21 protein-coding genes and 1 riboswitch are annotated in these 21,385 nt (G+C 70.1%); of the genes, 17 read left to right on the forward strand and 4 right to left on the reverse strand.

What is annotated here, in order from left to right:
- Positions 1 to 9: 9 nt before the first annotated feature.
- Complete coding sequence (locus tag NP095_RS07915) at positions 10 to 1,539, reverse strand: protein kinase domain-containing protein (protein ID WP_232416450.1); 1,530 nt, start codon at positions 1,537 to 1,539, stop codon at positions 10 to 12.
- 109 nt (positions 1,540 to 1,648) lie between these two features.
- On the opposite strand from NP095_RS07915, the gene NP095_RS07920 reads away from it, so the two are divergent.
- The 6 genes from NP095_RS07920 to NP095_RS07945 all read left to right on the forward strand — a co-directional run bounded on the left by NP095_RS07920 (position 1,649) and on the right by NP095_RS07945 (position 9,157).
- Positions 1,649 to 3,160, forward strand: a complete 1,512-nt coding sequence (locus tag NP095_RS07920; RefSeq protein ID WP_232416449.1) for a SulP family inorganic anion transporter — start codon at positions 1,649 to 1,651, stop codon at positions 3,158 to 3,160.
- A 9-nt stretch (positions 3,161 to 3,169) separates the two neighbouring features.
- Positions 3,170 to 3,979: an aldo/keto reductase gene (locus tag NP095_RS07925; RefSeq protein ID WP_232416448.1), complete on the forward strand. Its 810-nt coding sequence runs from the start codon at positions 3,170 to 3,172 to the stop codon at positions 3,977 to 3,979.
- A gap of 17 nt (positions 3,980 to 3,996) precedes the next feature.
- Positions 3,997 to 5,466, forward strand: coding sequence for a glycosyltransferase family 39 protein (locus NP095_RS07930; RefSeq protein ID WP_232416447.1), 1,470 nt, complete (start codon positions 3,997 to 3,999; stop codon positions 5,464 to 5,466).
- 18 nt (positions 5,467 to 5,484) lie between these two features.
- The gene (locus NP095_RS07935; RefSeq protein ID WP_232416446.1) at positions 5,485 to 6,333 is read left to right on the forward strand and encodes an ABC transporter ATP-binding protein; all 849 of its coding nucleotides are present in this window, start codon (positions 5,485 to 5,487) and stop codon (positions 6,331 to 6,333) included.
- Entirely contained in the window at positions 6,330 to 7,118 is a 789-nt protein-coding gene (locus NP095_RS07940; protein ID WP_232416445.1) for an ABC transporter permease subunit, read from the forward strand. The genes NP095_RS07935 and NP095_RS07940 overlap by 4 nt, the downstream gene beginning before the upstream one ends.
- Positions 7,119 to 7,315: 197 nt before the next feature.
- Positions 7,316 to 9,157, forward strand: coding sequence for a phosphoenolpyruvate carboxykinase (GTP) (locus tag NP095_RS07945; RefSeq protein ID WP_232416444.1), 1,842 nt, complete (start codon positions 7,316 to 7,318; stop codon positions 9,155 to 9,157).
- Between the two features lie 45 nt (positions 9,158 to 9,202).
- On the opposite strand, the gene NP095_RS07950 is transcribed toward NP095_RS07945, so the two are convergent.
- Together NP095_RS07950 and NP095_RS07955 are read right to left on the reverse strand one after the other, a co-directional pair.
- Positions 9,203 to 10,147 (reverse strand): EamA family transporter, encoded by a 945-nt coding sequence (locus NP095_RS07950; RefSeq protein ID WP_232416443.1) that lies wholly within the window; start codon positions 10,145 to 10,147, stop codon positions 9,203 to 9,205.
- A 112-nt stretch (positions 10,148 to 10,259) separates the two neighbouring features.
- Entirely contained in the window at positions 10,260 to 12,317 is a 2,058-nt protein-coding gene (locus NP095_RS07955) for a peptidoglycan DD-metalloendopeptidase family protein (RefSeq protein WP_232416442.1), read from the reverse strand.
- Between the two features lie 197 nt (positions 12,318 to 12,514).
- Here NP095_RS07955 and NP095_RS07960 point away from each other — a divergent pair, with 197 nt between their 5' ends.
- Complete coding sequence (locus NP095_RS07960) at positions 12,515 to 13,000, forward strand: copper resistance CopC family protein (protein WP_232416441.1); 486 nt, start codon at positions 12,515 to 12,517, stop codon at positions 12,998 to 13,000.
- Positions 12,987 to 14,966, forward strand: a complete 1,980-nt coding sequence (locus tag NP095_RS07965) for a bifunctional copper resistance protein CopD/cytochrome c oxidase assembly protein (RefSeq protein WP_232416440.1) — start codon at positions 12,987 to 12,989, stop codon at positions 14,964 to 14,966. The genes NP095_RS07960 and NP095_RS07965 overlap by 14 nt, the downstream gene beginning before the upstream one ends.
- A gap of 78 nt (positions 14,967 to 15,044) precedes the next feature.
- Here the strand turns inward: NP095_RS07965 and NP095_RS07970 are convergent, their stop codons facing one another.
- Positions 15,045 to 15,662, reverse strand: a complete 618-nt coding sequence (locus tag NP095_RS07970) for a superoxide dismutase (RefSeq protein ID WP_232416439.1) — start codon at positions 15,660 to 15,662, stop codon at positions 15,045 to 15,047.
- A gap of 116 nt (positions 15,663 to 15,778) precedes the next feature.
- Between NP095_RS07970 and NP095_RS07975 the strand changes: the two genes are divergently transcribed.
- From NP095_RS07975 to NP095_RS08015, 9 genes are all read left to right on the forward strand, one after another.
- Entirely contained in the window at positions 15,779 to 16,540 is a 762-nt protein-coding gene (locus NP095_RS07975; RefSeq protein ID WP_232416438.1) for a CDP-alcohol phosphatidyltransferase family protein, read from the forward strand.
- The gene (locus NP095_RS07980; protein ID WP_232416437.1) at positions 16,537 to 17,340 is read left to right on the forward strand and encodes a DUF881 domain-containing protein; all 804 of its coding nucleotides are present in this window, start codon (positions 16,537 to 16,539) and stop codon (positions 17,338 to 17,340) included. The genes NP095_RS07975 and NP095_RS07980 overlap by 4 nt, the downstream gene beginning before the upstream one ends.
- Positions 17,337 to 17,669: a small basic family protein gene (locus NP095_RS07985; RefSeq protein ID WP_232416436.1), complete on the forward strand. Its 333-nt coding sequence runs from the start codon at positions 17,337 to 17,339 to the stop codon at positions 17,667 to 17,669. The genes NP095_RS07980 and NP095_RS07985 overlap by 4 nt, the downstream gene beginning before the upstream one ends.
- Complete coding sequence (locus tag NP095_RS07990) at positions 17,662 to 18,372, forward strand: DUF881 domain-containing protein (protein WP_232416435.1); 711 nt, start codon at positions 17,662 to 17,664, stop codon at positions 18,370 to 18,372. Before NP095_RS07985 ends, NP095_RS07990 begins: the two co-directional genes overlap by 8 nt.
- Positions 18,373 to 18,395: 23 nt before the next feature.
- Entirely contained in the window at positions 18,396 to 18,773 is a 378-nt protein-coding gene (gene gcvH, locus NP095_RS07995) for a glycine cleavage system protein GcvH (RefSeq protein ID WP_232416434.1), read from the forward strand.
- 97 nt (positions 18,774 to 18,870) lie between these two features.
- Positions 18,871 to 19,296 (forward strand): FHA domain-containing protein, encoded by a 426-nt coding sequence (locus NP095_RS08000; RefSeq protein ID WP_429726105.1) that lies wholly within the window; start codon positions 18,871 to 18,873, stop codon positions 19,294 to 19,296.
- Complete coding sequence (ftsR, locus tag NP095_RS08005; RefSeq protein ID WP_232416433.1) at positions 19,293 to 20,009, forward strand: transcriptional regulator FtsR; 717 nt, start codon at positions 19,293 to 19,295, stop codon at positions 20,007 to 20,009. The genes NP095_RS08000 and ftsR overlap by 4 nt, the downstream gene beginning before the upstream one ends.
- 12 nt (positions 20,010 to 20,021) lie before the next feature.
- Positions 20,022 to 20,501 (forward strand): bifunctional nuclease family protein, encoded by a 480-nt coding sequence (locus tag NP095_RS08010; RefSeq protein WP_232416432.1) that lies wholly within the window; start codon positions 20,022 to 20,024, stop codon positions 20,499 to 20,501.
- A 140-nt stretch (positions 20,502 to 20,641) separates the two neighbouring features.
- Positions 20,642 to 21,214 (forward strand): MerR family transcriptional regulator, encoded by a 573-nt coding sequence (locus NP095_RS08015; protein WP_232416431.1) that lies wholly within the window; start codon positions 20,642 to 20,644, stop codon positions 21,212 to 21,214.
- Between the two features lie 51 nt (positions 21,215 to 21,265).
- Positions 21,266 to 21,352: riboswitch (glycine riboswitch) on the forward strand.
- Positions 21,353 to 21,385 lie beyond the last annotated feature (33 nt).

The raw sequence follows: 21,385 nt of genomic DNA on the forward strand, positions 1-21,385 counted from the left end.
CGGGAGGGCCTACGGGCCGTTACCGCGGTTCTTCCCCTTGGCCTTGCCCTTGTTCCCGTTGTTGCCCGGCTTGTCCTTCGGGCCACCGGCCGCGGAGGGAGGCCGGGTGGCCCCGCCGGAGCGGGTGGCCGTGATGACCGGCGCCACGGCGACCGACAGCGTGATGGTGGCGCCGTCGGGCAGCCGGCCCGACTTGTCCATCGCCACGACCTCGCCGACGTCGCTCGACCGGGTGACTTCCTCGCGCCTGACGACGAATCCCTGCTCCTCCAGCGCGGCGGCCGCCTCGGCATAGCCCGTGCCGATCACCGACGCGGCCGACACCGGCACCTTGCCCGAGGCGACCGAGATCTCGATCGCGGCGTCCTCCTGCTCCTCGCTGCCCGCGGAGGGCGACTGCTCGACCACGTCCCCCTCCGCACGGGTGGCCACGTCGACCACCTCGGCACGCGGGATGAACCCGGCGGCGCGAATCTCCTCGGCGGCGTCCTGCGCGCTCATTCCGACGACGTCCGGCACGACGGGGTCACTGGAAAGCAGTTGCCTGGTGCCGAGGATGACGACCAGCGCCAGTACCACCGCGATCGCCGCATAGGCCGGCAGGGGCGTACCGCGCCGCGGCGTCTCGCGGGCCGGGGCGGGGGTCGGCGCCGTGTTGACGTCAGCCGTCGACTGCCATGGCTGGGGGAGGGAGATCTCGAAGGTGGCCGGCAGGTCGATCGACTCGGCCGCACCCAGCATCATCGCCTCGTGCGCCACGTCGGCGGCCGTGACGGGCCGGTGGGCCGCCTTCTTCGCCGTCATCGTGCGGATCAGCCGCTCGACTCGGGCCGGGACGGACGCGTCCAGGGCCGGCAGCTCGTCGTGCAGCTGCGCCATCGCCGTCGCGACGTGGGTGTCGCGCCGGAAGGGAGAGCGCCCCGTGAGGCAGTGGTACGCCACGAGCCCGAGGGAGTAGATGTCGGACTGCGGGCTCGCGGCCTGCCCGCGCACCTGCTCGGGGCTGATGTAGTCCGTCGTGCCGACCAGCGCGCCGGTGTCGGTCAGCGGGTCACTCGTGGTCGCCTGGGCGATGCCGAAGTCGACCAGCACCGTCCGGCCGGCCGGCGTCAGCATGATGTTCGCGGGCTTGAGGTCGCGGTGGACGATGCCGGCGTCGTGGGCGGCCTGCAGGCCCTCGGCGACCTGGTGGACGATCGACATCACCTGGTCCGGGGGGAGCGGCCCGCGCTCCTTGAGCAACTCGGCCAGGGACCGGCCCTCGACGTACTGCATGACGATGTAGGTGGAGCGGTCGGCCGATGCGTCGTCCTCCTCGAAGTCGAAGACCTGCGCGACGCCCGGGTGCTGGATGGAGGCCGCCAGGTGGGCCTCGCTGCGCAGCCGCGCTCGGGCGACCTCGTCGGTGCTCTGGTCCGCGCGCAGCACCTTGACCGCCACCGTCCGGCCCAGTCGGGTGTCCGTGGCGCGGTACACGGCCCCCATTCCCCCGGAGCCGACCACCTCGTCCAGCGTGTAACGCAGCTTGTGGACCGCCATGGTTGAACTCTAATTCCGCGGGCAGGGGCTCGCATGACATGGGCGGGCCTGCGGAGGTCGCGTTAGAATCGCGGGTCGCCCCGACGAACCAGCCCCCGAACGGAACCGTATGACCCTGCCCGCGCCCGCCCACGTCCCCGAGTCAGACGAGGTCCATTCGGTGCGCCGGGCCCTCAGGTCGCCGCGGATACTGCACACCGAGGTCCTGGCTGCGCTCGTCGTCGCGTTGGCCCTGATCCCCGAGGCGATCTCCTTCTCGATCATCGCGGGCGTCGACCCCCGGGTCGGTCTCTTCGCCTCGTTCACGATGGCCGTCACGGTCGCGATCCTCGGTGGCCGGCCGGCCATGATCTCTGCCGCCACCGGGGCCGTCGCGCTGGTCGTGGCCCCGGTCATGCGCGAGCACGGCTTCGACCACCTGATCGCCACCGTGCTGCTGGGCGGGCTGCTGCAGATCCTGATGGCCGTCGGCGGCGTGGCGAAGCTGATGCGCTTCATCCCGCGCTCGGTCATGGTCGGCTTCGTCAACGCCCTGGCGATCCTCATCCTCGTCGCCCAGTTCCCGCACCTGATCGACGTGCCGTGGCTGGTCTATCCGATGGTCGCTTTCGGGCTCGTGGTGATCGTCCTGCTGCCGCGGCTCACGACCGTCGTCCCGGCACCGCTGGTGGCGATCGTCATCCTGACCGCGATCACCGTGGTCGCCGCACTCGACGTGCCCGACGTCGGGGACGAGGGTGAGCTGCCCAGCAGTCTGCCGGCGCTCTTCACGCCCGACGTGCCGCTGACCTTCGAGACCCTGCGGATCATCGCGCCCTACGCCTTCGCGATGGCGCTCGTCGGGATCATGGAGTCGCTGATGACGGCGAAGCTGGTCGACGACATCACCGACACCCACTCGGACAAGACCCGCGAGACGTGGGGCCAGGGCGTCGCGAACATCGTCACGGGGCTCTTCGGCGGCATGGGCGGCTGCGCGATGATCGGCCAGACCATGATCAACGTGAAGGTCTCGGGAGCCAGGACGCGCATCTCGACCTTCCTGGCCGGTGTCTTCCTGCTGATCCTGGTCGTCGGCTTCGGCGATGTCGTGGCGACGATCCCGATGGCCGCGCTGGTCGCCGTCATGATCATGGTGGCGGTCGGCTCCTTCGACTGGCACAGCGTCGCGCCGTCCACCCTGCGACGCATGCCCCGCAGCGAGACCCTCGTCATGGTCACGACCGTCGTGGTGGTCGTGGCCACCGAGAACCTCGCGATCGGCGTCGTCGTCGGCGTCCTGGTGGCCTCGGTCATGTTCGCCCGGCGCGTCGCGCACTTCACCCAGGTCATCGTGGTGGCGCGCCCCGACGAGGACACCCGCGTCTACAAGGTCGTGGGCGAGCTGTTCTTCGCCTCGAGCAACGATCTGGTCCACCAGTTCGACTACGCCGGCGACCCGCGTCACGTCGTCATCGACCTGTCGGACTCGCACATCTGGGACGCCTCCAGCGTCGCCGCGCTGGACGCCATCGAGACCAAGTACGCGGCCAAGGGCAAGAAGGTGACCATCGAGGGCCTCAACGAGGCGAGCCGGTCACGCCATGAGCGCCTGGCTGGTCGGCTGCCCGTCGGGCCCTAGAGTCGGGACGTGACCCTCGACCCGCCCGCCGTCGGTTTCGGCACCTACAAGCTCAACGGCCTCGCCGGCGTCGCGGCGATCGGCACCGCGCTCGAGGTCGGCTACCGGCTGCTCGACTCGGCGATGAACTACGAGAACGAGGGCGCCGTCGGCGCGGCGGTCCGCGCGTCGAGCGTGCCCCGTGACGAGGTCATCGTGACGTCCAAGCTGCCCGGCCGTCACCACGCGTACGAGGAGGCCGTCGTCTCGATCGAGGAGAGTCTGCTGCGGACCGGTCTCGACCACCTCGACCTGCACCTGATCCACTGGCCGAATCCCTCGCGCGGGCTCTACGTCGAGGCGTGGCAGGCGCTGATCGATGCGCAGCGCCGCGGGCTCGTCCGCGAGATCGGCGTCTGCAACTTCCTACCCGAGCACCTGGACCGGCTCGAGGCCGAGACCGGCGTCCTGCCCGCGGTCAACCAGATCGAGCTGCACCCCTACTTCCCACAGGTCGAGGCGCTCGCCGAGCACCGAGCTCGCGGCATCGTCACGCAGGCGTGGAGTCCGCTCGGGCGCAAGAGCGATCTGCTGGTGAACCCGGTCGTGACCGAGGTCGCGCAGCAGCACGACGTGACGCCGGCCGAGGCGGTCCTGGCCTGGCACGCGGCGGTGGGCACCCTGCCGCTGCCGAAGGCGACCTCCGCCGAGCGGCAGCGCCAGAACCTGGCGGCAGTCGAGATCGTGCTGGACCCCGCCGCGGTGGACCGTCTCACCGCACTGGGTCGCCCGGACGGACGGCTGTTCGACGGCGATCCCGCCGTGCGGATCGAGGACTGAGGAACGGTCGGGGGACCATGGGGACACAGCGCACCGTACTGCTCGCCGTCGTGGCGGCAGTGGCCCTGCGGCTGCCCTTCCTGGGCGTCCTGCCCAGCCCCGACGAGGCGGGCCTGCTGATGATCGGCGGCCAGTGGGGCGTCGGTGACTCGCTCTACGGCGACTACTGGATCGACCGGCCACCGATCCTGCTCACCTGGGCCTGGCTGGCGGCGAACACCGGGGGAGTGGTGGCCCTGCGGCTGGTGGGCCTGATCCCGGTCATCGTCACGATCGTCGTCTGCTCGGCCGCCGCGGGCCGGATCGCGGGCGACCGTGCCGCGCGGTGGGCCGCGGTCGCGGCGGCAGTCCTCACCGTCAGTCCGTGGCTCGGCGCGGACCGGGTGAACGCCGAGCTCTTCGCCGCTCCGTGGCTGGCCCTCGGCGTGTACGCCGCGATCCGTGCGGTCCAGAACCCGACGGCGCGCTGGGGGCTCGCCACGGGTGCCGCCATCGCCGGCGCCGTCCTGACGAAGCAGAACCACGCGGACGCCGCCGTCTTCGCCGTCGTGCTGCTGATCGGCTGCCTCGTCACCGGCCGGGTGCAGCCCGCGGCCGCGGCGCGACTGGCGGCCGGCGCGCTGGGCGGTGCGGCCCTGGTGTCGCTCGTCGTGGTGCTGGCCGCCTGGACGCGTGGCACCGCCCCGGGTGAGCTGTTCGACGCGCTCTTCTCGTTCCGGCTGCGCGCCGCCGAGGTCCTCGCCTCCGATCCGGAAGGCGCGCGGGTCGGGCGACGGAACGGCGTCCTGCGGCGGTGGGCGATCAGCGGGCACATGCTCCTGGTCCTGGTCGTCCTGTGCGCCCCGCTGCTGCGCCGATTCCGGTCGTCGGAGTCCTGGGCGCTGTCCGCCATGGCCGCCTTCGGGTGCTTCTCGGTGATCGCCGGCGGCAGCTGGTGGAACCACTACCTCGTCGAGCTGGCCGTCCCGGTGGCGGTGGGGATCGGAGTCATCGCGGCCCGCAGCCGGATCGTCGCCCCTGCGACGATCGGGTATTCGGTCGTGACCGGCGTCGTGGGCACCGTCCTCATCCTGCCCGCCGTGGGCTCGGTCGACGGCCCGGTGGCCGTGGGGCGTGCGATCGCAGCGGTGGCCGAGCCCGGCGACACGATCGTCAGCGCCTGGGGTCGGGTCGATCTGGTGTACGCGACCGGGCTGGACTCACCCTACGAGCACCTGTGGAGCCTGCCCGTCCGCACCGACGACCCGCGGCTCGAGATGTTCGGCGAGCTCGTCGCGGGGGCGGCGGCGCCCACGTGGCTGGTCATCCGCCGCCAGCTCGAGGGCTGGGGGATGGACGCGGATGCCGCCCAGGCGGTGGTCGATCGGCGCTACCGCCAGGTCGCCACGCTGTGCGGCTACCGCGTCTACCTGCTCAAGGGGGTCGAGCGCCGCACGCCGGAGCCGCCGTCCGACGGTCAGTGCAAACGGTCGACGCGCCTGCTCTGAAGCCACCATGATGGAGCCATGACGGGCGGACCGGTGGTGCGCGCGGCCGGTCTGACGCGCGTGTTCGAGGGCCGCGTCGCCGTGGCCGCCCTGGACCTGACCGTCGAGCGCGGTCGCGTGCTCGGCGTGCTCGGCCCCAACGGCGCCGGCAAGTCCACCACCGTCCGGATGCTCACCGGGCTCCTGCGTCCCTCGTCCGGCACGGTCGAGCTGTTCGGGGAACCGGTCACTCCCGCGTCGGCGCCAGGTCTGCGGGCCAGGGTGGGCGTCCAGACCGAGGCGAACCTCTATCACCGGGTGACGGTCGCCGAGAACCTGCGCACGTGGGGCGACCTGCACGGCCTGCCTCGGCGCACGACCGAGCGCCGACTCACCGAAGTCCTGGAGGTCCTGGGCCTGGCTGACCGCCGCGACACTCCGGTCGGCTCGCTCAGCAAGGGCCTGCGCCAGAAGGCGAAGATCGGACGGGCGCTGCTCCACGAGCCCGAGCTGCTCTTCCTGGACGAGCCCACGGCGGGCCTGGATCCCGCGTCGACGCTGGACGTGCTCGATCACCTGGCCAAGCTGCGCGCCGAGGCCGGGACCACGATCGTGCTGTGCACGCACCAGCTGCACGGACTGGAGTCACTGTGCGACGACGTCGTCATGCTCGATCGCGGCCGCGTCGTCGCCGCGGGGGAGGTGGACGACCTGCTGGCCCGGCACTGGCCCACCCGTGAGTACGTGATCCGGGTGGGTGATCGCGGCATCGCCGACCGGGTCGTCGCCGACCTGCGCGCCTCCGGGCTCACGGTGGACGACCCCGAGAGCGCCGATCCGTCGCTGCACGACCTCTACTTCCGCATGCTGGCGGGAGAGCAGCGGTGAACGCCCGGCGGGTCCGTGCGCTCATGGTGAAGGACTGGATCGAGCTGCGCCGCAACCGCCAGACCCTCTCGCCGGTCCTCATGCTGCCGATCGTCTTCGCCCTGCTGTTGCCGGCCACGATGATCGCGGCGACCCGGCAGCCCGAGGCCCTCGCGCGCCTCGACTTCATCAACTCCTACCTCGAGAGCCTGCCGCCGGCCATCGCCGCCGATCCCACGCGGGCGATGGTCGAGTACTTCATGGCGCCGATCTTCCTGATGATCCCGGTCGTGGTCGCGACGGTGTTTGCGACGGCGGCCTTCGTCGGCGAGAAGGAGCGCGACACGCTCGAGGGCCTGCTCTTCACGCCGCTGACCGACCGCGAGCTCGTGATCGGCAAGATCCTCGTCTCGTGGATCCCGGCTGTCACGGTGACGTGGCTGTCCACGGTGATCTACACGGCGGTGGTGGCGATGCTCGCCCGGCCGTGGCAGGACGGCTGGGTGTTCCCCAACGCCACCTGGCTCGTCCTCGTGGGCGTCATCGCGCCGCTGGTCTCGTTCTTCGCGATCGGGTGCATCGTCCTGATCTCGCACCGCGCGTCGACGTTGCAGGGCGCCCAGGCGGTCGCCGGACTGCTCGTCCTGCCGGTCATCTTGCTGATCATGTCGCAGGCGACCGGCGCCATGGCGTTCGACCGCGGAGTCGTCGTGGTGGTCGGCGTCCTCGCGGCGATCGGCGATCTGGTCGTCTTCCACCTCGCGGTCCGGCGCTTCGATCGTGACCGGGTCGTCACGCGACTGTGAGCGCAGGGTCACACGCCCGCGACGGTCTTCGGCTGTGGCCTATCCCACAGGGCCCTACTGAGCATGCCCCCTTCGGCGCGGTAAGGTCGCGGTAATCTCCGGGATCGTGCCGTCGGAAATCTCCGCCGGCACGCGACGGAACATCGACGTGACCGGACCAGCCGGCGGGCTGGTCCAGGAGAGGAACAGGCAGACCGATGGTCGACGTGGACAAGGTCCTGGATGACGCGGGGTTGAAGAACCCTCACGTCCATGAGTTCGTGAAGCACTGGGCGGGAGTCACCCAGCCCGATCGCATCGAGGTCGTCAGCGCCAGCGACGACGCTCGGCTGCTGCAGGAGTCGCTCGACGCGGGCGAGCTCGAGCCGGCCGGCGATGGTCTCTACTACTCGCAGAGCTACTGGAAGGACACGGCCCGCTCGGAGGAGCGGACCATCGTGGCCACCAGCAACCCCGAGGACAAGGGCGTCTACAACAACTGGCGCCATGCCGACGAGATCAAGCCGGTCGTCATCAACAACATGACGGGCGCGTCGCAGGGCAAGACGATGTACGTCATCCCCTACCTGATGGCCGCGCCCGGCTCGCCGCTGGAGGCGTACGCCGCCGGCATCGAGCTGACGGACAACCGCAACGTCGTGCTGCAGATGATCCGCATGGCTCGCGTGGGTGTCGACCTGTTCGAGAACCTGAAGGACCCCGAGAGCTTCGTTCGCGCCGTCCACGTCACGGGCGACCTGGAGAACCTCGGCCAGGGCACCCCCGAGGACAAGCGCTACTTCGTGACCGTCGCCGACGAGCGCACGATCCTGCACTTCGGCTCGTCCTACGGCGGAAACGCGCTGCTGGGCAAGATCGCCCACGGTCTGCGTCAGGCGAACTGGGACGGCTGGGCCTCGCGCAAGTTCCTCGCCGAGCAGTACATGCTCATCGCGATCCAGGACAAGGAGACCGGCAAGAAGTACCACATCGCCGGTGGCTTCCCGAGTGCCTCGGGCAAGACCAACCTCGCGATGATGGTCGCGCCGGAGGCCCTCGGCGACCGCTACTACGTCGAGTTCTTCGGCGACGACATCGCGTGGCTGTGGGTCGGCGACGACGGCAAGCTCTACGGCATGAACCCCGAGTTCGGTGTGTTCGGCGTGGCGATCGACACGAACGCGATCACCAACCCGAACGCGCTCGCGGCGGTCGAGGCCGGCACCGGCGCCATCTTCACCAACACGGCGTACAACGTGAACACGCACGAGACCTGGTGGGAGGGCAAGACGCCCGACTACCCCGAGGACGTCGAGGGGTGGCGCGACTGGAAGGGCAACCTGATCTCGGAGCGCCCCGTCGAGGAGCAGCGTTCCAAGGACCACGTGTGGGCCCACCCGAACTGCCGCTTCACGTCGACGATGTCGAACGTCCCGAACGAGTCGCCTGACTACAACGATCCGGCCGGCGTGCCGATCGACGGCATCATCTACGGTGGCCGCACGCGCGACCGCGAGCCGCTGATCCGCGCCATCGAGGATCCGGCCGAGGGCGTCTACGACGGCCTGACGCTGGGCGCCGAGGCCACCGCCGCGGCCGAGGGCGTGGCCGGTCAGCTGCGCTACGACCCGATGTCGATGCGTCCGTTCCTGGCGCTGCCCGAGGGTCGCTACGCCCAGCACTGGCTCGACATCCTCGACCAGGTCACCGACAAGCCGCTCTTCGCGCACGTCAACTGGTTCCAGCGCGATGCCGACGGTGGCTACCTGTGGCCCGGCTACAGCGACAACCTGCGCGCCCTGCTGTGGATGATGGACTACCGCGAGGGTCGGGTCACCGGTCGCAAGACGCCGGTCGGTGTCGTCCCCACGAAGGACGAGCTGAACCTCGACGGCCTCGAGATCGACGACGCCGTGCTCGATCAGCTGCTGGCGATCGACGTCGAGCGCTGGAAGCAGGAGATCGACCTGCGCGAGGCGCACCTCAAGGCGTTCGACAACCTGCCCGAGCGGATCTGGGAGGCGCACCGCCGCGTCGCCCAGGACCTCGACCAGGCCTGACGCACCGAACGAAGGGGCCCACCGCACGAGCGGTGGGCCCCTTCGTCATGTCCTGGGCGACCGCGGGGTGTCGGGTGGCCGTTGTCGCTCGGCCCGGACCACCATGGCGACGCCCACGACGACGATGGCGCCACCGATGAGGATCGTGGCGGTGAGGGGCTCGGCGAGGATGAGGGCGCCGAGGAGCACCGCGACCACGGGATTGACGTAGGCGTAGGTGGACACGAGCGGCAGCGGCGCGTTCTGCAGCAGCCACACGTACGCCGAGTAGCCCACGATCGACCCGAACACCACGAGGTACCCCAGTGCGATCCAGGAGGCCGCCGCGGCGTCACCGAAATCGCTCGGACGCTCGCCGCTGACCGTGCCGATGACCAGCAGCGTGATCGCGCCGGCCAGCATCTCCCACACGGTGGCGACGAACGGGTTCGTCGGCATGGGCATCCGCTGGGACATGAACGAGCCGATCGACCAGCACAGCGACGCACCGACGATGGTCACGATGCCCGCGGTCGTGCCGCCGGCGCCGCCGGGGAGCACCAGCACTCCCAGGCCCACGAAGCCCACGAGGACGCCGACCCAGGTGAGCAGGTGCGGGCGAGCGCCGCTGGCGAAGCGCAGCAGGATCAGCCAGAGCGGGACCATCGCGACCAGCAGTGCCGCCAGCCCGGACGGGACCGTGCGCTCACCGAGGACGACGCCGCCGTTGCCGCCGGCGAGCAGCAGGACTCCGACGACCGCCGCCCCTCGCAGCTCGCGGGGATGGACCCGCAGGGCGCGTGGACCGGACCGGACGGTCAGGAACGTCCCCATCAGCACGGCGGCGGTGAGGAAGCGGGCGCCGGCCGACATCAGCGGCGGCATGTCCTCGACGACGACACGGATCCCCAGGTACGTCGACCCCCAAGCGAGGTAGACCACCACGAGCGCCAGCCACAGGGTGCCGGGGGAGACCTCGGTGTGCTGGTCGCCGGCGATGTGCCCTGTCATGACCGTCCTGTCCTCGTGGTCCTGACACTCATCAAACCCGCCCGCACCGGGGGCGCACCAGCACATCCGTGCCAGTCCGCGCAGGGATCCGGCCAAACCTTCGGCAGAGGCGTCAGGCGGTGGGGATCGACCAGGTGGCGTCGCCCTCGAACTTCAGTCCGAGACCACGCGCCCGGTCGGCGAGCCAGTCCTGCTGCTTCTTCGACAGTGAGCCGACCGTGAACCGCGTGCCCCAACCGAAGGGCGACGTGCCCGGGATGTCGACGAGCGTGCCCTCGGGCCCGCGCTGGATCTGACCCACGATGTCGCGGTAGCCGGCGGTGAACTCCAGCGGCGCGCCGAACTTGCGGTTGAACCCCACCGAGAGCTGCTCGGCGCGCTGGGCCGCGTCGCATCGCAGCAAGGTGTCTCCGGTGGCGCACAGGACGCCCCGGGGAACCTGACCGTTGCTGTAGCCGCCCCAGCCCTTGCCGGCGCCGTTGTTGGTCAGGTACTGCACCAGCACGGGCATCGGATCGATGAAGCGATCGGCGACCATGATCTCGAAGTGCAGGTGCGGCCCGGTGGAGTTGCCGCGCGAGCCCACGAGAGCGATCTCGTCGCCGGCGTTGACGCTCTGGCCGTCCTGCACGAGGACCTTCGAGGAGTGTGCGTAGCGCTCCGCGGTGCCGTCGGGGTGCGTGATCGTGATGAGCGTTCCGGCCCAGCCGATCTCCTGCAGGCCGACGACGCCGCCGCGCGAGGCGTAGATCGGGGTGCCCATGGGCGCTGCGAGGTCCTGACCGGTGTGGGTCGACTGCCACATGCCGCCGCCCATGCCGAAGCCGGCCGAGATCGAGTAGCTGCCCTGCTTGAGCGGGAAGGTCCATGCCTGGCGCGTGGCGGCGACCGGCTTGGTGGCGTTGCAGACGGTGGTCGGCGCCTTGGCCGTGCCGCGCGGCACCGGGTTGTTCCCCGTGCCGAGAGCAGGACGTGTCACGGCGAACGGCTTGGCCGGCACCAGCGAGACGCCCACCTGGGCGCGCGTACCCGGTGCGTCGATCATCTTGCCGTCGCCGATGTAGACGCCGACGTGATGGACGCCAGACTCCTGGTTCGCGGTGAAGACGAGGTCGCCGCGTCGCGGCTTGGCCGGGTCGACCTCGACCGTGCGGGCGTAGATCTGCGCGGGCGTGCCCGAGAGGTCGTACCCGCCCTTGACCTGCACGAGCCCGCCACAGCTCCAGGCGCCGCGGGTGTTCTCGGCGGCGTAGTCGTCGCCGATGCGCTTCACCAGGGCGTCGACCAGGCGGATCGTCTGCACGGGCAGGACCTCGACGGTGCGCGATCCCACGGTGGCCTTTCCGACGCCACCGGTGGCCTTCAGTCGCCGGGCGTTGGGCGGCTTGACGCTGAGCCGGGCCAGTTGCTTGCGGTACCGCTTCCAGGACGTGGCGGCGGTCGCGTTCCAGGACTCCTGCTCCGTGCGGGTCTGGGGGAGTCCTTCGGGGGTGGAGGAGGCGCCGAGACCGAGCTGCTCGGCCAGATCACCGATCTGCTTCAGCTGGCGGGCCGCCGCCTCCCCGGCCTTCTCGGCGGCGCGCGTGGCGCGGTCCGCGCGGGCCTGCAGCACCTGCGCGGCGTCGAAGGCGAGCTTGGCGTCGCTGAGGTGGCCCTCCTGGGCGTCCGTCACCTGCTCGCTGCTGAACATGCCGGTGATGAGGTCCTCGGGCTCCTTCGCCGCCGCGAGTGCGCTGAGCTTCTGGGCGAACGGATCACCGCTGGGCGACATCGCGTACTCGACGACCTGGGCCACGTAGGCGCGGGCGACGCGGCGCTGGCGGTCGGCGTCGCGCAGCCGCTCCGCCGCCTCCTTGCGCCGGTCCTCGGCCACGCTGAGGTTGGCCTCGTAGCGCAGCGCGAGCGTCGTGAGCTCGGTGATGGCGGTGGGGGCGATCGCCAGCGGGTCGGGCACGGGGACGCTCGGCGCGGACCCCGTCGGTGAGGACCCCGTCGGCGCGGACCCCGTCGGCGAGGACGGCGTCGGCCCGGACGCCGTGGGGGAGGAGGAGGTCGTGGCGGTGCTGGTGCTGACCGAAGGAGTGGAGGGCTCGTCACCATGGACGACGGTCGGGGACGCCAGCGTGGCGACCAGGACCGACACCCCAGCGAAGACCCGAGTCATACGCATCAGTGCGACACCTCCCACCGTGAGTGAACCACGTCGCCCAATCGGCTGTTCACATAATCCCCACGAGTCACTTCTGACCGACCATCGGCCATGGTGCCGATGGGCCACGCGGCCTGCGAACAGGCGCCGGATACGCTGATGGGGTGCGTCTGACTCGTCTTCTTCTCCTCGTCACTGCCGTACTCGTCGGGTGGTCGATGCCTGCCCAAGCGCACACCTCCCTGGTCTCGACCGACCCCGCTCAGGGGGCACGGCTGGAACAGGCTCCCAAGAAAATCGTCCTCACCTTCACGGAGACACTGCGTCAGCCCTCCGAGGCCAGCCTGCTGGTCGACGGGACGGCGCTGACCGCCGAGATCGACGTCGATGGCCCGCGTGTCGTCGTGACCCCGCCGGCCGATGCGGCCGACGGCACCTACGAGGTCAACTATCGCGTTGTCTCGGCCGATGGGCATCCCGTGACCGGAACGCTCGAGTTCGCGGTGGGCGACGCGGACGCCGTCGTCGACGACGAGGGCAGTGGCGCAGCCACGTCCGACGCGGGCGATTCCACCCAGGACGACGGCTCAGTCTGGACCTCGCCGCTGCTGTTGGGCGTCCTCGTGGCAGCCGTCGCCCTCGGTGCCGCCGTGCTGCTTCTGGTGCGGGGTCGCTCCCGCACGTCGGGCCATGAGCGTTCCTGAGCGCACGGCCCGGCCCGGCGTCGCCGGTCTGGGCCTGGCCGCACTCGTCGGAGTCGGCCTGATCGCCGTCGTCGGGCTGATCGTCGGCACCGGCGCCACGCCCGAGCCGCCGCCGGCCGGCCTGCCCGATCCGGGGCCCTTCGTCGCCTGGGCCCTGCCGATCAGCCGCTTCCTGTCCCATCTGCTCGCCACGGTCACCGTCGGCTTCCTGCTGGTCGCCGTCGTGTTGCTGCCCTCCGGCGACCACCTCGAGGGCCTTGCCGTCCAAGCCGTGCGGATCGCGTCGAGGGCCGCCTGGGGCTGGCTCGCCGCCGTGGCGCTGTTCTACTGGGCCAACGTCGCTGACCTGTACGCGCGCCCGCTCACCAAGGTGGGCCTGGGACAGCTGGTCGACTATGCCTCCGTCTTCGCCACGGGTCGCGGACTTCTGGTCCAGGCCGTCGCCGCCCTGGTCGTCGCCCTGTGGGCCCACTGGACCTTCTCGGTGCGCCAGCTGGCGATCTGTGTGCCCATCGCCGTGGTGGGCGTGGCAGCCGTCGGCATGACGGGGCACTCCGCCTCGGCCGGCTCCCACATGCTCGCCACGACGAGCCTCGTCCTGCACCTGGTCGGCGTCGTCGTCTGGGTCGGCGGCCTGATCGCCCTGGCGTGGGTCGCCCTGCGGCACAGCCGTCGGCTCGATGACGCCGTGGCGCGCTACTCGACGCTGGCGGCCTGGTGCTTCGCGATCGTGGCGATCTCCGGCGTCATCAGCGCCAGCGTGAACCTCGGCTCGTTCGGCGGGATCGACTCCACCTACGGCGCGCTCGTCGTCGTCAAGGCGATCGCCCTGGTGGGCCTGGGCGCCTTCGGCATCGCTCAGCGACGCCGGCTGCGGCTCAAGTCCGCCGGGTTCACCCGCTTCGCGGTCTCCGAGGCCGTGCTGATGACCCTGACGATGGCGGTCGCCGTCGTGCTGGGCCGCACGGCCACCCCCGTGGGCGAGGACGTCCTGACGAGCCCCGCCGAGCTGCTGCTCGGCCGTGAGCTGCCGCCGGAGCCGACGTTGGGCCGCGTGCTGGTGGGGTTCTACCCCGACGGCATCGGCCTGGCCGTGGTCGGGCTCGGCACCGCGCTGTACGTCACCGGCCTGATCATGATGCGCCGGCGCAACGACCGGTGGCCGGTCGGCCGGACCATCAGCTGGTTCTTCGGCCTGGCCATCGTGGGCTGGGCGACGTTCGGGGGACTGGGTGCCTACTCGAGCGTCACGTTCAGCCTGCACATGGTGTCGCACATGATGCTGTCGATGATCGCGCCGATCTTCCTCGTGCTGGGCGCGCCGATGACGCTGGCCCTGCGCACGCTGCCCGGCCCGCGCCGTCCGGGAGAGCACTCGCCGCGGTCGCTGCTGCGCGACGCGCTGCAGTCGCCGGTGTCGAAGTTCTACACGAACCCGATCGTGGCCGCGGTGATCTTCCTCGGCACGCTGTACGCGGTCTACTACACCGGTCTGTTCGAGTCGATGATGCGCACCCACTCCGGGCACGCGTTCATGGAGCTGCACTTCCTGATCTCGGGGTTCCTCTTCTACTACGTGATCATCGGCATCGATCCGTCGCCGAAGCGGCTCAGCCCGCTGTCCCGGTTCGGCGTGCTGATGCTCTCGGTGCCGTTCCACGCGTTCTTCTCGGTGGCGCTGATGTCGTCGAGCGTGGTCATCGCCGAGTCCTACTACAAGGCGCTGGACCGTCCGTACGCGACGGACCTCGCGCAGGACCAGTACCTCGGCGGCGGCATCGCGTGGGCGATGGGCGAGGTCCCGCTGCTGCTGGTCATCGGCGCGATCTTCATCCAGTGGTTCCGCTCGGACTCGCGCGAGGCGACACGCGGCGATCGTGCGGCCGACCGCGACGAGGACGCCGCCCTGGCGAAGTACAACGCGTACCTGGCGCGGCTGGAGGACGACAGCCCCGCGAATCGCTGAGCGCCATGAGACGCCACTGCCCGGTCACCGCGAGGTGACCGGGCAGTCGTGTCTCTCGCCGCGAGGCGAGATCGGGTCTCAGAACAGGATCTGTCCGCCGCTGGTGGCGGCGGTGAAGCGCTCCTGCGCGTCGGCCCAGTTCGCGATGTTCCAGAACGCCTTGACGTAGTCGCCCTTGACGTTGAGGTAGTCGAGGTAGAAGGCGTGCTCCCACATGTCGAGCTGGGAGATCGGGATCAGCGTCGCGGGGATGTTCGACTGCTGATCGTAGAGCTGGACGATGACCAGGCGCTGGCCCAGCGTGTCCCACGCGGTGATGGCCCAACCCGAGCCCTGGATGCCGAGGGCGACCTGCTCGAACTGCCCACGGTAGGCGTCCCACGAGCCGAAGTTGTCGTCGATGGCAGCGGCCAGCTCACCGGTCGGCTTGTCGCCGCCGTCCGGCGAGAGGTTCTTCCAGAAGATCGAGTGGTTGATGTGTCCGCCGAGGTTGAACGCGAGGTTCTTCTCGAGCAGGTTGATCGTGTCGAACTCCTGGACCTCACGGGCCGCCTCGAGCTTCTCGAGAGCGGTGTTGAGGCCGTTGACGTAGTTCTGGTGGTGCTTGGTGTGGTGAAGCTCCATGATCTTGCCCGAGATGTGGGGATCCAATGCCCCATAGTCGTAAGGCAGTTCCGGCAGCGTGTAGTCGGCCACTCGTCCTCCTGGTCGTCGTTGGTGATCGTCTTCAGGGTCAAGTCTCAGTCTGTCAGTTGAATTCCCTCGGGCAAGGTCGGGCCGGATCGCGGGGCGCCCGGCAGTAGGCTGGTCCCGTGGCAGGCAAGCGGATCCGCCGGGTCGAGGGCTCGGACGACGTCGAGACGACGACGCCCTCCGAGGACGTCGTCGCCGCTCAGGACGCGCCCGCGCCGCAGTCCGCCCCCCGACGCCCGGCCCCGAAGCCGAAGGCGCCACTCACGCAGGAGCCCGCGGAGAAGCCTGCGGAGAAGGACTCCCAGCCGTCCCTGAAGGACGAGCTCTTCACGATCCCCAATCTGCTCAGCGCCATCCGGATCGTCCTGGTGCCGGTCTTCCTGTGGCTCGTCCTCGTGCCCGAGCGCGACGTGCTGGCGATCGGCGTGCTCGTGGTCTCGGGCATCACCGACTACCTCGACGGCAAGATCGCCCGCGCCACGGGCCGGACCACCCGTCTGGGGGCGATCCTGGACCCGGTCGCCGACCGGCTCTACATCCTCGCTGTCGTGGTGGGCCTGGGACTGCGCGACATCATCCCGTGGTGGCTCGCGGTCATCCTGCCGCTGCGCGACGTCGTGCTGTTCTCGCTCGTGCCGTTCCTGCGCACCCGCGGCTTCAGTGCTCTGCCAGTGCACTTCCTGGGCAAGGCGGCCACCGCCGGGCTGCTGTACGCGTTCCCGCTGCTGTTGCTCGGCGACGGTGACGGGGCAGTGGCCAACCTGGCCCGCGTCTTCGGTTGGGCGTTCACGGTCTGGGGCGTGGCGCTGTACTGGTGGGCCGGGATCCTGTACGCCGTGCAGGTGCGCCGCCTGCTGGCCTCGACCCCGCGGACGCCGTGAGTCGCCAGCCCGACTCCGGCTCGTCGGTCGAGGAGGCCGAGTCGATCCTGGAGCGGCTGGCCGCCACGGCGCTCGACGACGACTACTACGCCGCGCACCACTCGCCGCCCCGACCCGTCGCGAAGGTGCTCACGGCGGTGATGGCGGGCGTCTTCGGACTGCTCGTGACGGTCGCCGCGGTCCAGACCCGCAACGACCGGCCGTCGACCGAGGCCGAGCGCGATGCGCTGATCGAGAACATCCGCGTTCGTGAGGACCTCGTCGAGAGCAAGCAGGAGACCGTGGTCGGCCTCCAGCAGCAGATCGCCGACCTCCAGGCCGAGTCCGTCGTCGACGGCCCGGGCACGATCGGGCTGCGGATCGCCGCCGGCGCCGTCGCCGTCGAGGGGCCGGGCGTCGTCATCACGGTCAAGTCCTCGGCGAACGAGGACCGTCCGGACGGGCGCATCACCGACACCGATCTGCAGCTGGTCGTCAACGGACTGTGGCTCGCGGGGGCGGAGGCTGTCTCGGTCGGAGGACACCGCCTGACGGCCACCTCGGCGATCCGCTCGGCGGGCGAGGCCATCACCGTGAACTACCGGTCCGTCATCGAGCCGATCGTGATCGAGGCGATCGGCGACGAGGACGTGCTGCGCAGTCGCTGGGAGGAAGGTCCGTCCGGCCGCTATCTCGCCGCGCGTGCCGAAGCCGATGGCGTCACGTTCGACGTGCGAGGATCAGACGACGTCGAGCTCGGCACCGCCCCTGAGGCGCGGCTGTCCGTCTCGGCCGAACCACTCAGGAGGAGCGAGTCGTGATCCCGGTCATCGGTCTGGTCGTCGGCGTCACGATCGGCCTGATCCTGCAGCCGACCGTCCCCACGGGGCTGCAGCCCTACGTGCCCATCGCGATCATCGCGGCGCTCGACGCCGTGCTCGGTGCCGCGCGGGCTTTCCTGGAGGGTCGCTTCGACGACCGCGTCTTCGTGATCTCGTTCGTCTCCAACGTCGCCATCGCCGCGGTGATGGTGTTCGTCGGCGACCAGCTCGGCGTGGGCTCGCAGCTCTCGACCGGCGTGATCGTCGTCCTCGGCATCCGCATCTTCGCCAACTCGGCCGCCATCCGCAGGTTGATCTTCCATGCCTGAGTCCTTCTCCCTGCGCAACGCGCTGCGCCGCCGGTCGAGCTGGATCGTCGGCCTGCTGATCGGGCTGCTGGCCTTCACCATGACGGTGCAGTGGCGCGAGGGCGACGAGACCGACGACTTCAGCGGCGTGCGCGGCATCGAGCTGGCCGAGCTGCTGAAGTCGCTCGACGCCACGAACGCGCGCCTCACCCAGCAGATCGAGACGCTCGAGGCGTCCCGCGACGACCTGCGCGACTCCAACAAGAGCACGGCCGAGGCACGCGAGGCGGCGGTCCGGCGCGCCAACGCGCTGGCCATCCTCGCCGGCACGGTCGGTGCCGAGGGCCCGGGTATCGAGATCACGATCACCGCGCCGCCCGGGGCCGTCACGGCCTCGGTGCTGCTGGACGCCGTGCAGGAGATGCGCGACGCCGGCGCCGAGGTGATCTCGCTGAACGGCGTCGCCCGCGTCGTGGCCCAGACCTGGTTCCTCGACGACGACGCCGGCGTGCGGGTCAGCGGACGCGTCCTGAAGCCGCCGTACGTCATGGAGGTGATCGGCGATCCCGACACCCTCGCCGACGCGGTGAGGTTCCGTGGCGGCCTGGCCGACCGCGTCGAGGGACGCGGGGGAGAGGTCGGCGTCGAGGAGCGGCGCCGGATCCGCATCACCGCCGTGGCCGATGATCCCGAGCCCCAGTACGCTCGACCCGCGAACGACTGACGCGTGACGACGGAGGAGCCAGCGTGATCCCTGAAGACCTGTTCTACAGCGCAGAGCACGAGTGGGTGCGGCTGGAAGGCGATGTCGCCATCATCGGCATCACCGACTTCGCCCAGGACCAGCTCGGCGACATCGTCTACGTCGATCTCCCGTCCCAGGGCGACGCCGTCGAGTCCGGCACGGTCGTCGGCGAGCTCGAGTCCACGAAGTCGGTCTCGGACGTGTTCACGCCCGTCTCCGGTGAGGTCATCGCCAGCAACGACGCCCTCGAGGCGACGCCCGAGGTGATCAACTCCGACCCCTACGGCGAGGGCTGGTTGATCAAGGTCCGGACGACCGGCGAGGACGTCACCGAAGGGCTGCTCACGGCCGAGGCGTACTCGGCTGTGGTGAGCGGCTGACCCTGTCCACCCCCGGGTGTTAGGTTGGGGGCGAACGAACCCTGAACCCCGACTTGAGCGAAAGCTTCAAGTTGTACTTGAGACGGAGTTGATCGCGGTGACGACGCCGGACGGTTTCGATGAGACCAACTTCATCCCGGTCATCGACGCCGATACCGAGGAGATGTCGGCGGGCGACGTGTTCGCCGTCGAGAACCTGCCGGTCGGCAATGCGATGTTGCTCGTGCAGCGGGGCCCGGACGCCGGCTCGCGCTTCCTGCTCGACCAGGACGTGGTCTCGGCGGGGCGTCATCCCTCCAGCGACATCTTCCTCGACGACATCAGCGTCTCGCGCCGGCACGCGACGTTCTCGCGTCGTGGCGGCGGTTACGTCGTCACCGACCTGGGCAGCCTCAACGGCACCTACGTCAACCGTGACCGCATCGACGGCGACATCCCGCTGTCGGGCGGCGACGAGGTCCAGCTGGGCAAGTACCGCCTGATCTACTTCCCCGGCACCGTCGTCTCCGAAAGCGGTCAGTGAGCGGCACCGAGGCCGCGCGCGAGCAACTGCTCGGCATCGGCCAGGTCATCGCCGAGCTGTCCGAGGAGTTCCCCGACATCTCCCAGAGCCGGATCCGCTACTACGACGAGCAGGGCCTGGTCGAGCCGCGGCGCACCCCCTCGGGGTACCGCAAGTTCACCTACGGCGACGTCGAGCGACTGCGGTTCGTGCTGCGCATGCAGAAGGACCGCTACTGGCCATTGAGCCACATCCGTCAGGTCCTGGACCAGATGGACTCCGGCGAGGTGCCCGACACCGAGCTGCGCGCCACGTTGCGCGTGCCCCAGGTGACGCTCGCGGCCGACGGCACGCCGACGGCGCAGTCCATGACCGAGGGCGCCGGCTCGACCCGGATGACCCGTGACGAGCTGCTCGACGCGGCCGGCATCGACGGCGACACCCTCGACGAGATCGAGCAGTTCGAGCTGATCCGCCGCCGCCCGCAGCAGCGGTACTACGACACCGACGACCTCGTCGTGGCGTCCCTGGTGGGCGAGCTGGCCAAGCTGGGCCTGGAGCCGCGCCACCTGCGAGGCTTCCGCAGCGCCGCCGATCGTGAGCTCGGCCTGCTCGACCAGGTCATTCCCCCCGCCGCCCGCCAGCAGTCCGGTGCCGCCGCCGAGCTGGCTGAACTCGCCGCCCTGGCCGTGCGCCTGCACACCGTGCTCGTACGTGCCGGGTTGCGCGGCTGAACGGAGCCACCGATGCGTGAACTGCAGATCGTCGGAGTCCGGGTCGAGATGCCGACCAACCAGCCGCTCGTCCTGCTGCGGGAGCTCGAGGGCACGCGGTACCTGCCGATCTGGGTGGGCGCGATCGAGGCCTCGGCCATCGCCTTCGCCCAGCAGGGCACCGAGGCGCCACGACCGCCCACGCACGCGCTGATGGCGTCGATCATCGAGGGCCTCGGTGACGAGCTGCTCGAGGTCCGCATCGTCGACGTGCGCGACGGCGTGTTCTTCGCCGAGCTGGCGTTCGCCGGGGGAGCGGTCATCGACGCCCGGCCGTCGGACTCGATCGCCCTGGCGCTGCGCACGGGCGTGCGTGTGGTCTGCGCCGAGGACGTGCTGGACGTCGCCGGCTTTGCCCAGACCCCCGACGAGGACGAGGAGATCGCGAAGTTCCGCGAGTTCCTCGATCACGTCGATCCGGAGGACTTCGAGAAACCCTCAAGTGAAGGTTGAATGTAATAGACGGCCCGACACGCGTGTTGGTGCGTGCGTCGAGAGACTCTCACGTCTAACTTGAGGGTACGCAAGACCACAGCGGTGTGGTTCTCTTGTTGTGGGAGGCCGGTCCAACCGGTCGCCAGGAAGGCGTGATCATGATCGAACCTCGTGACGAGGCAGCAGAGGCGCAGGCACATGCCAGTGCCCAGGGCCTGTTGTTCGACGACGACCTCGCGCCCATGCCCCAGGACACGGGATTCCGCGGTCCGACGGCGTGCAACGCCGCCGGCATCACGTACCGCCAGCTCGACTACTGGGCCCGCACGGGCCTGGTCGAGCCCACGGTTCGCTCGGCCACCGGCTCGGGCACCGCACGGCTGTACTCCTTCAAGGACATCCTGCTGCTCAAGATCATCAAGCGTCTGCTCGACGCGGGTGTCTCGCTGCAGCAGATCCGCACCGCGATCGACCACCTGCGTGAGCGCGGCACCGAGGACCTGACCCAGGTCACGCTCATGAGCGACGGTGCCAGCGTCTACGAGTGCCGCTCCGCCAACGAGGTCATCGACCTGCTCCAGGGCGGTCAGGGTGTCTTCGGCATCGCCATCGGCGGTGTGTGGAAGGAGATCGAGGGCACGCTCCACGAGCTGCCCACCGAGCGCGCCGAGTCCGACGCGCCCCTCGCCGGCGACGAGCTCGCTCAGCGCCGCGCCCGCAAGGCCAACTGACCTGTCGGTCAGCCGTTCCGGCTCCGGTCGGGGTAGGCTGACGACTGCCGTTTGAACCGTGCGGGAGAGTCCCGTTCAGGGCGCCGAAGGGGCAATTCCTCCCCGGAACCTCTCAGGCCACCGGACCGCACGTCACAGGCGACTCTGAAGGTACGCCGACAGAGGGGGAGG

Source organism: Aeromicrobium duanguangcaii (assembly GCF_024508295.1).
GTDB classification, from domain to species: Bacteria; Actinomycetota; Actinomycetes; order Propionibacteriales; family Nocardioidaceae; genus Aeromicrobium; species Aeromicrobium duanguangcaii.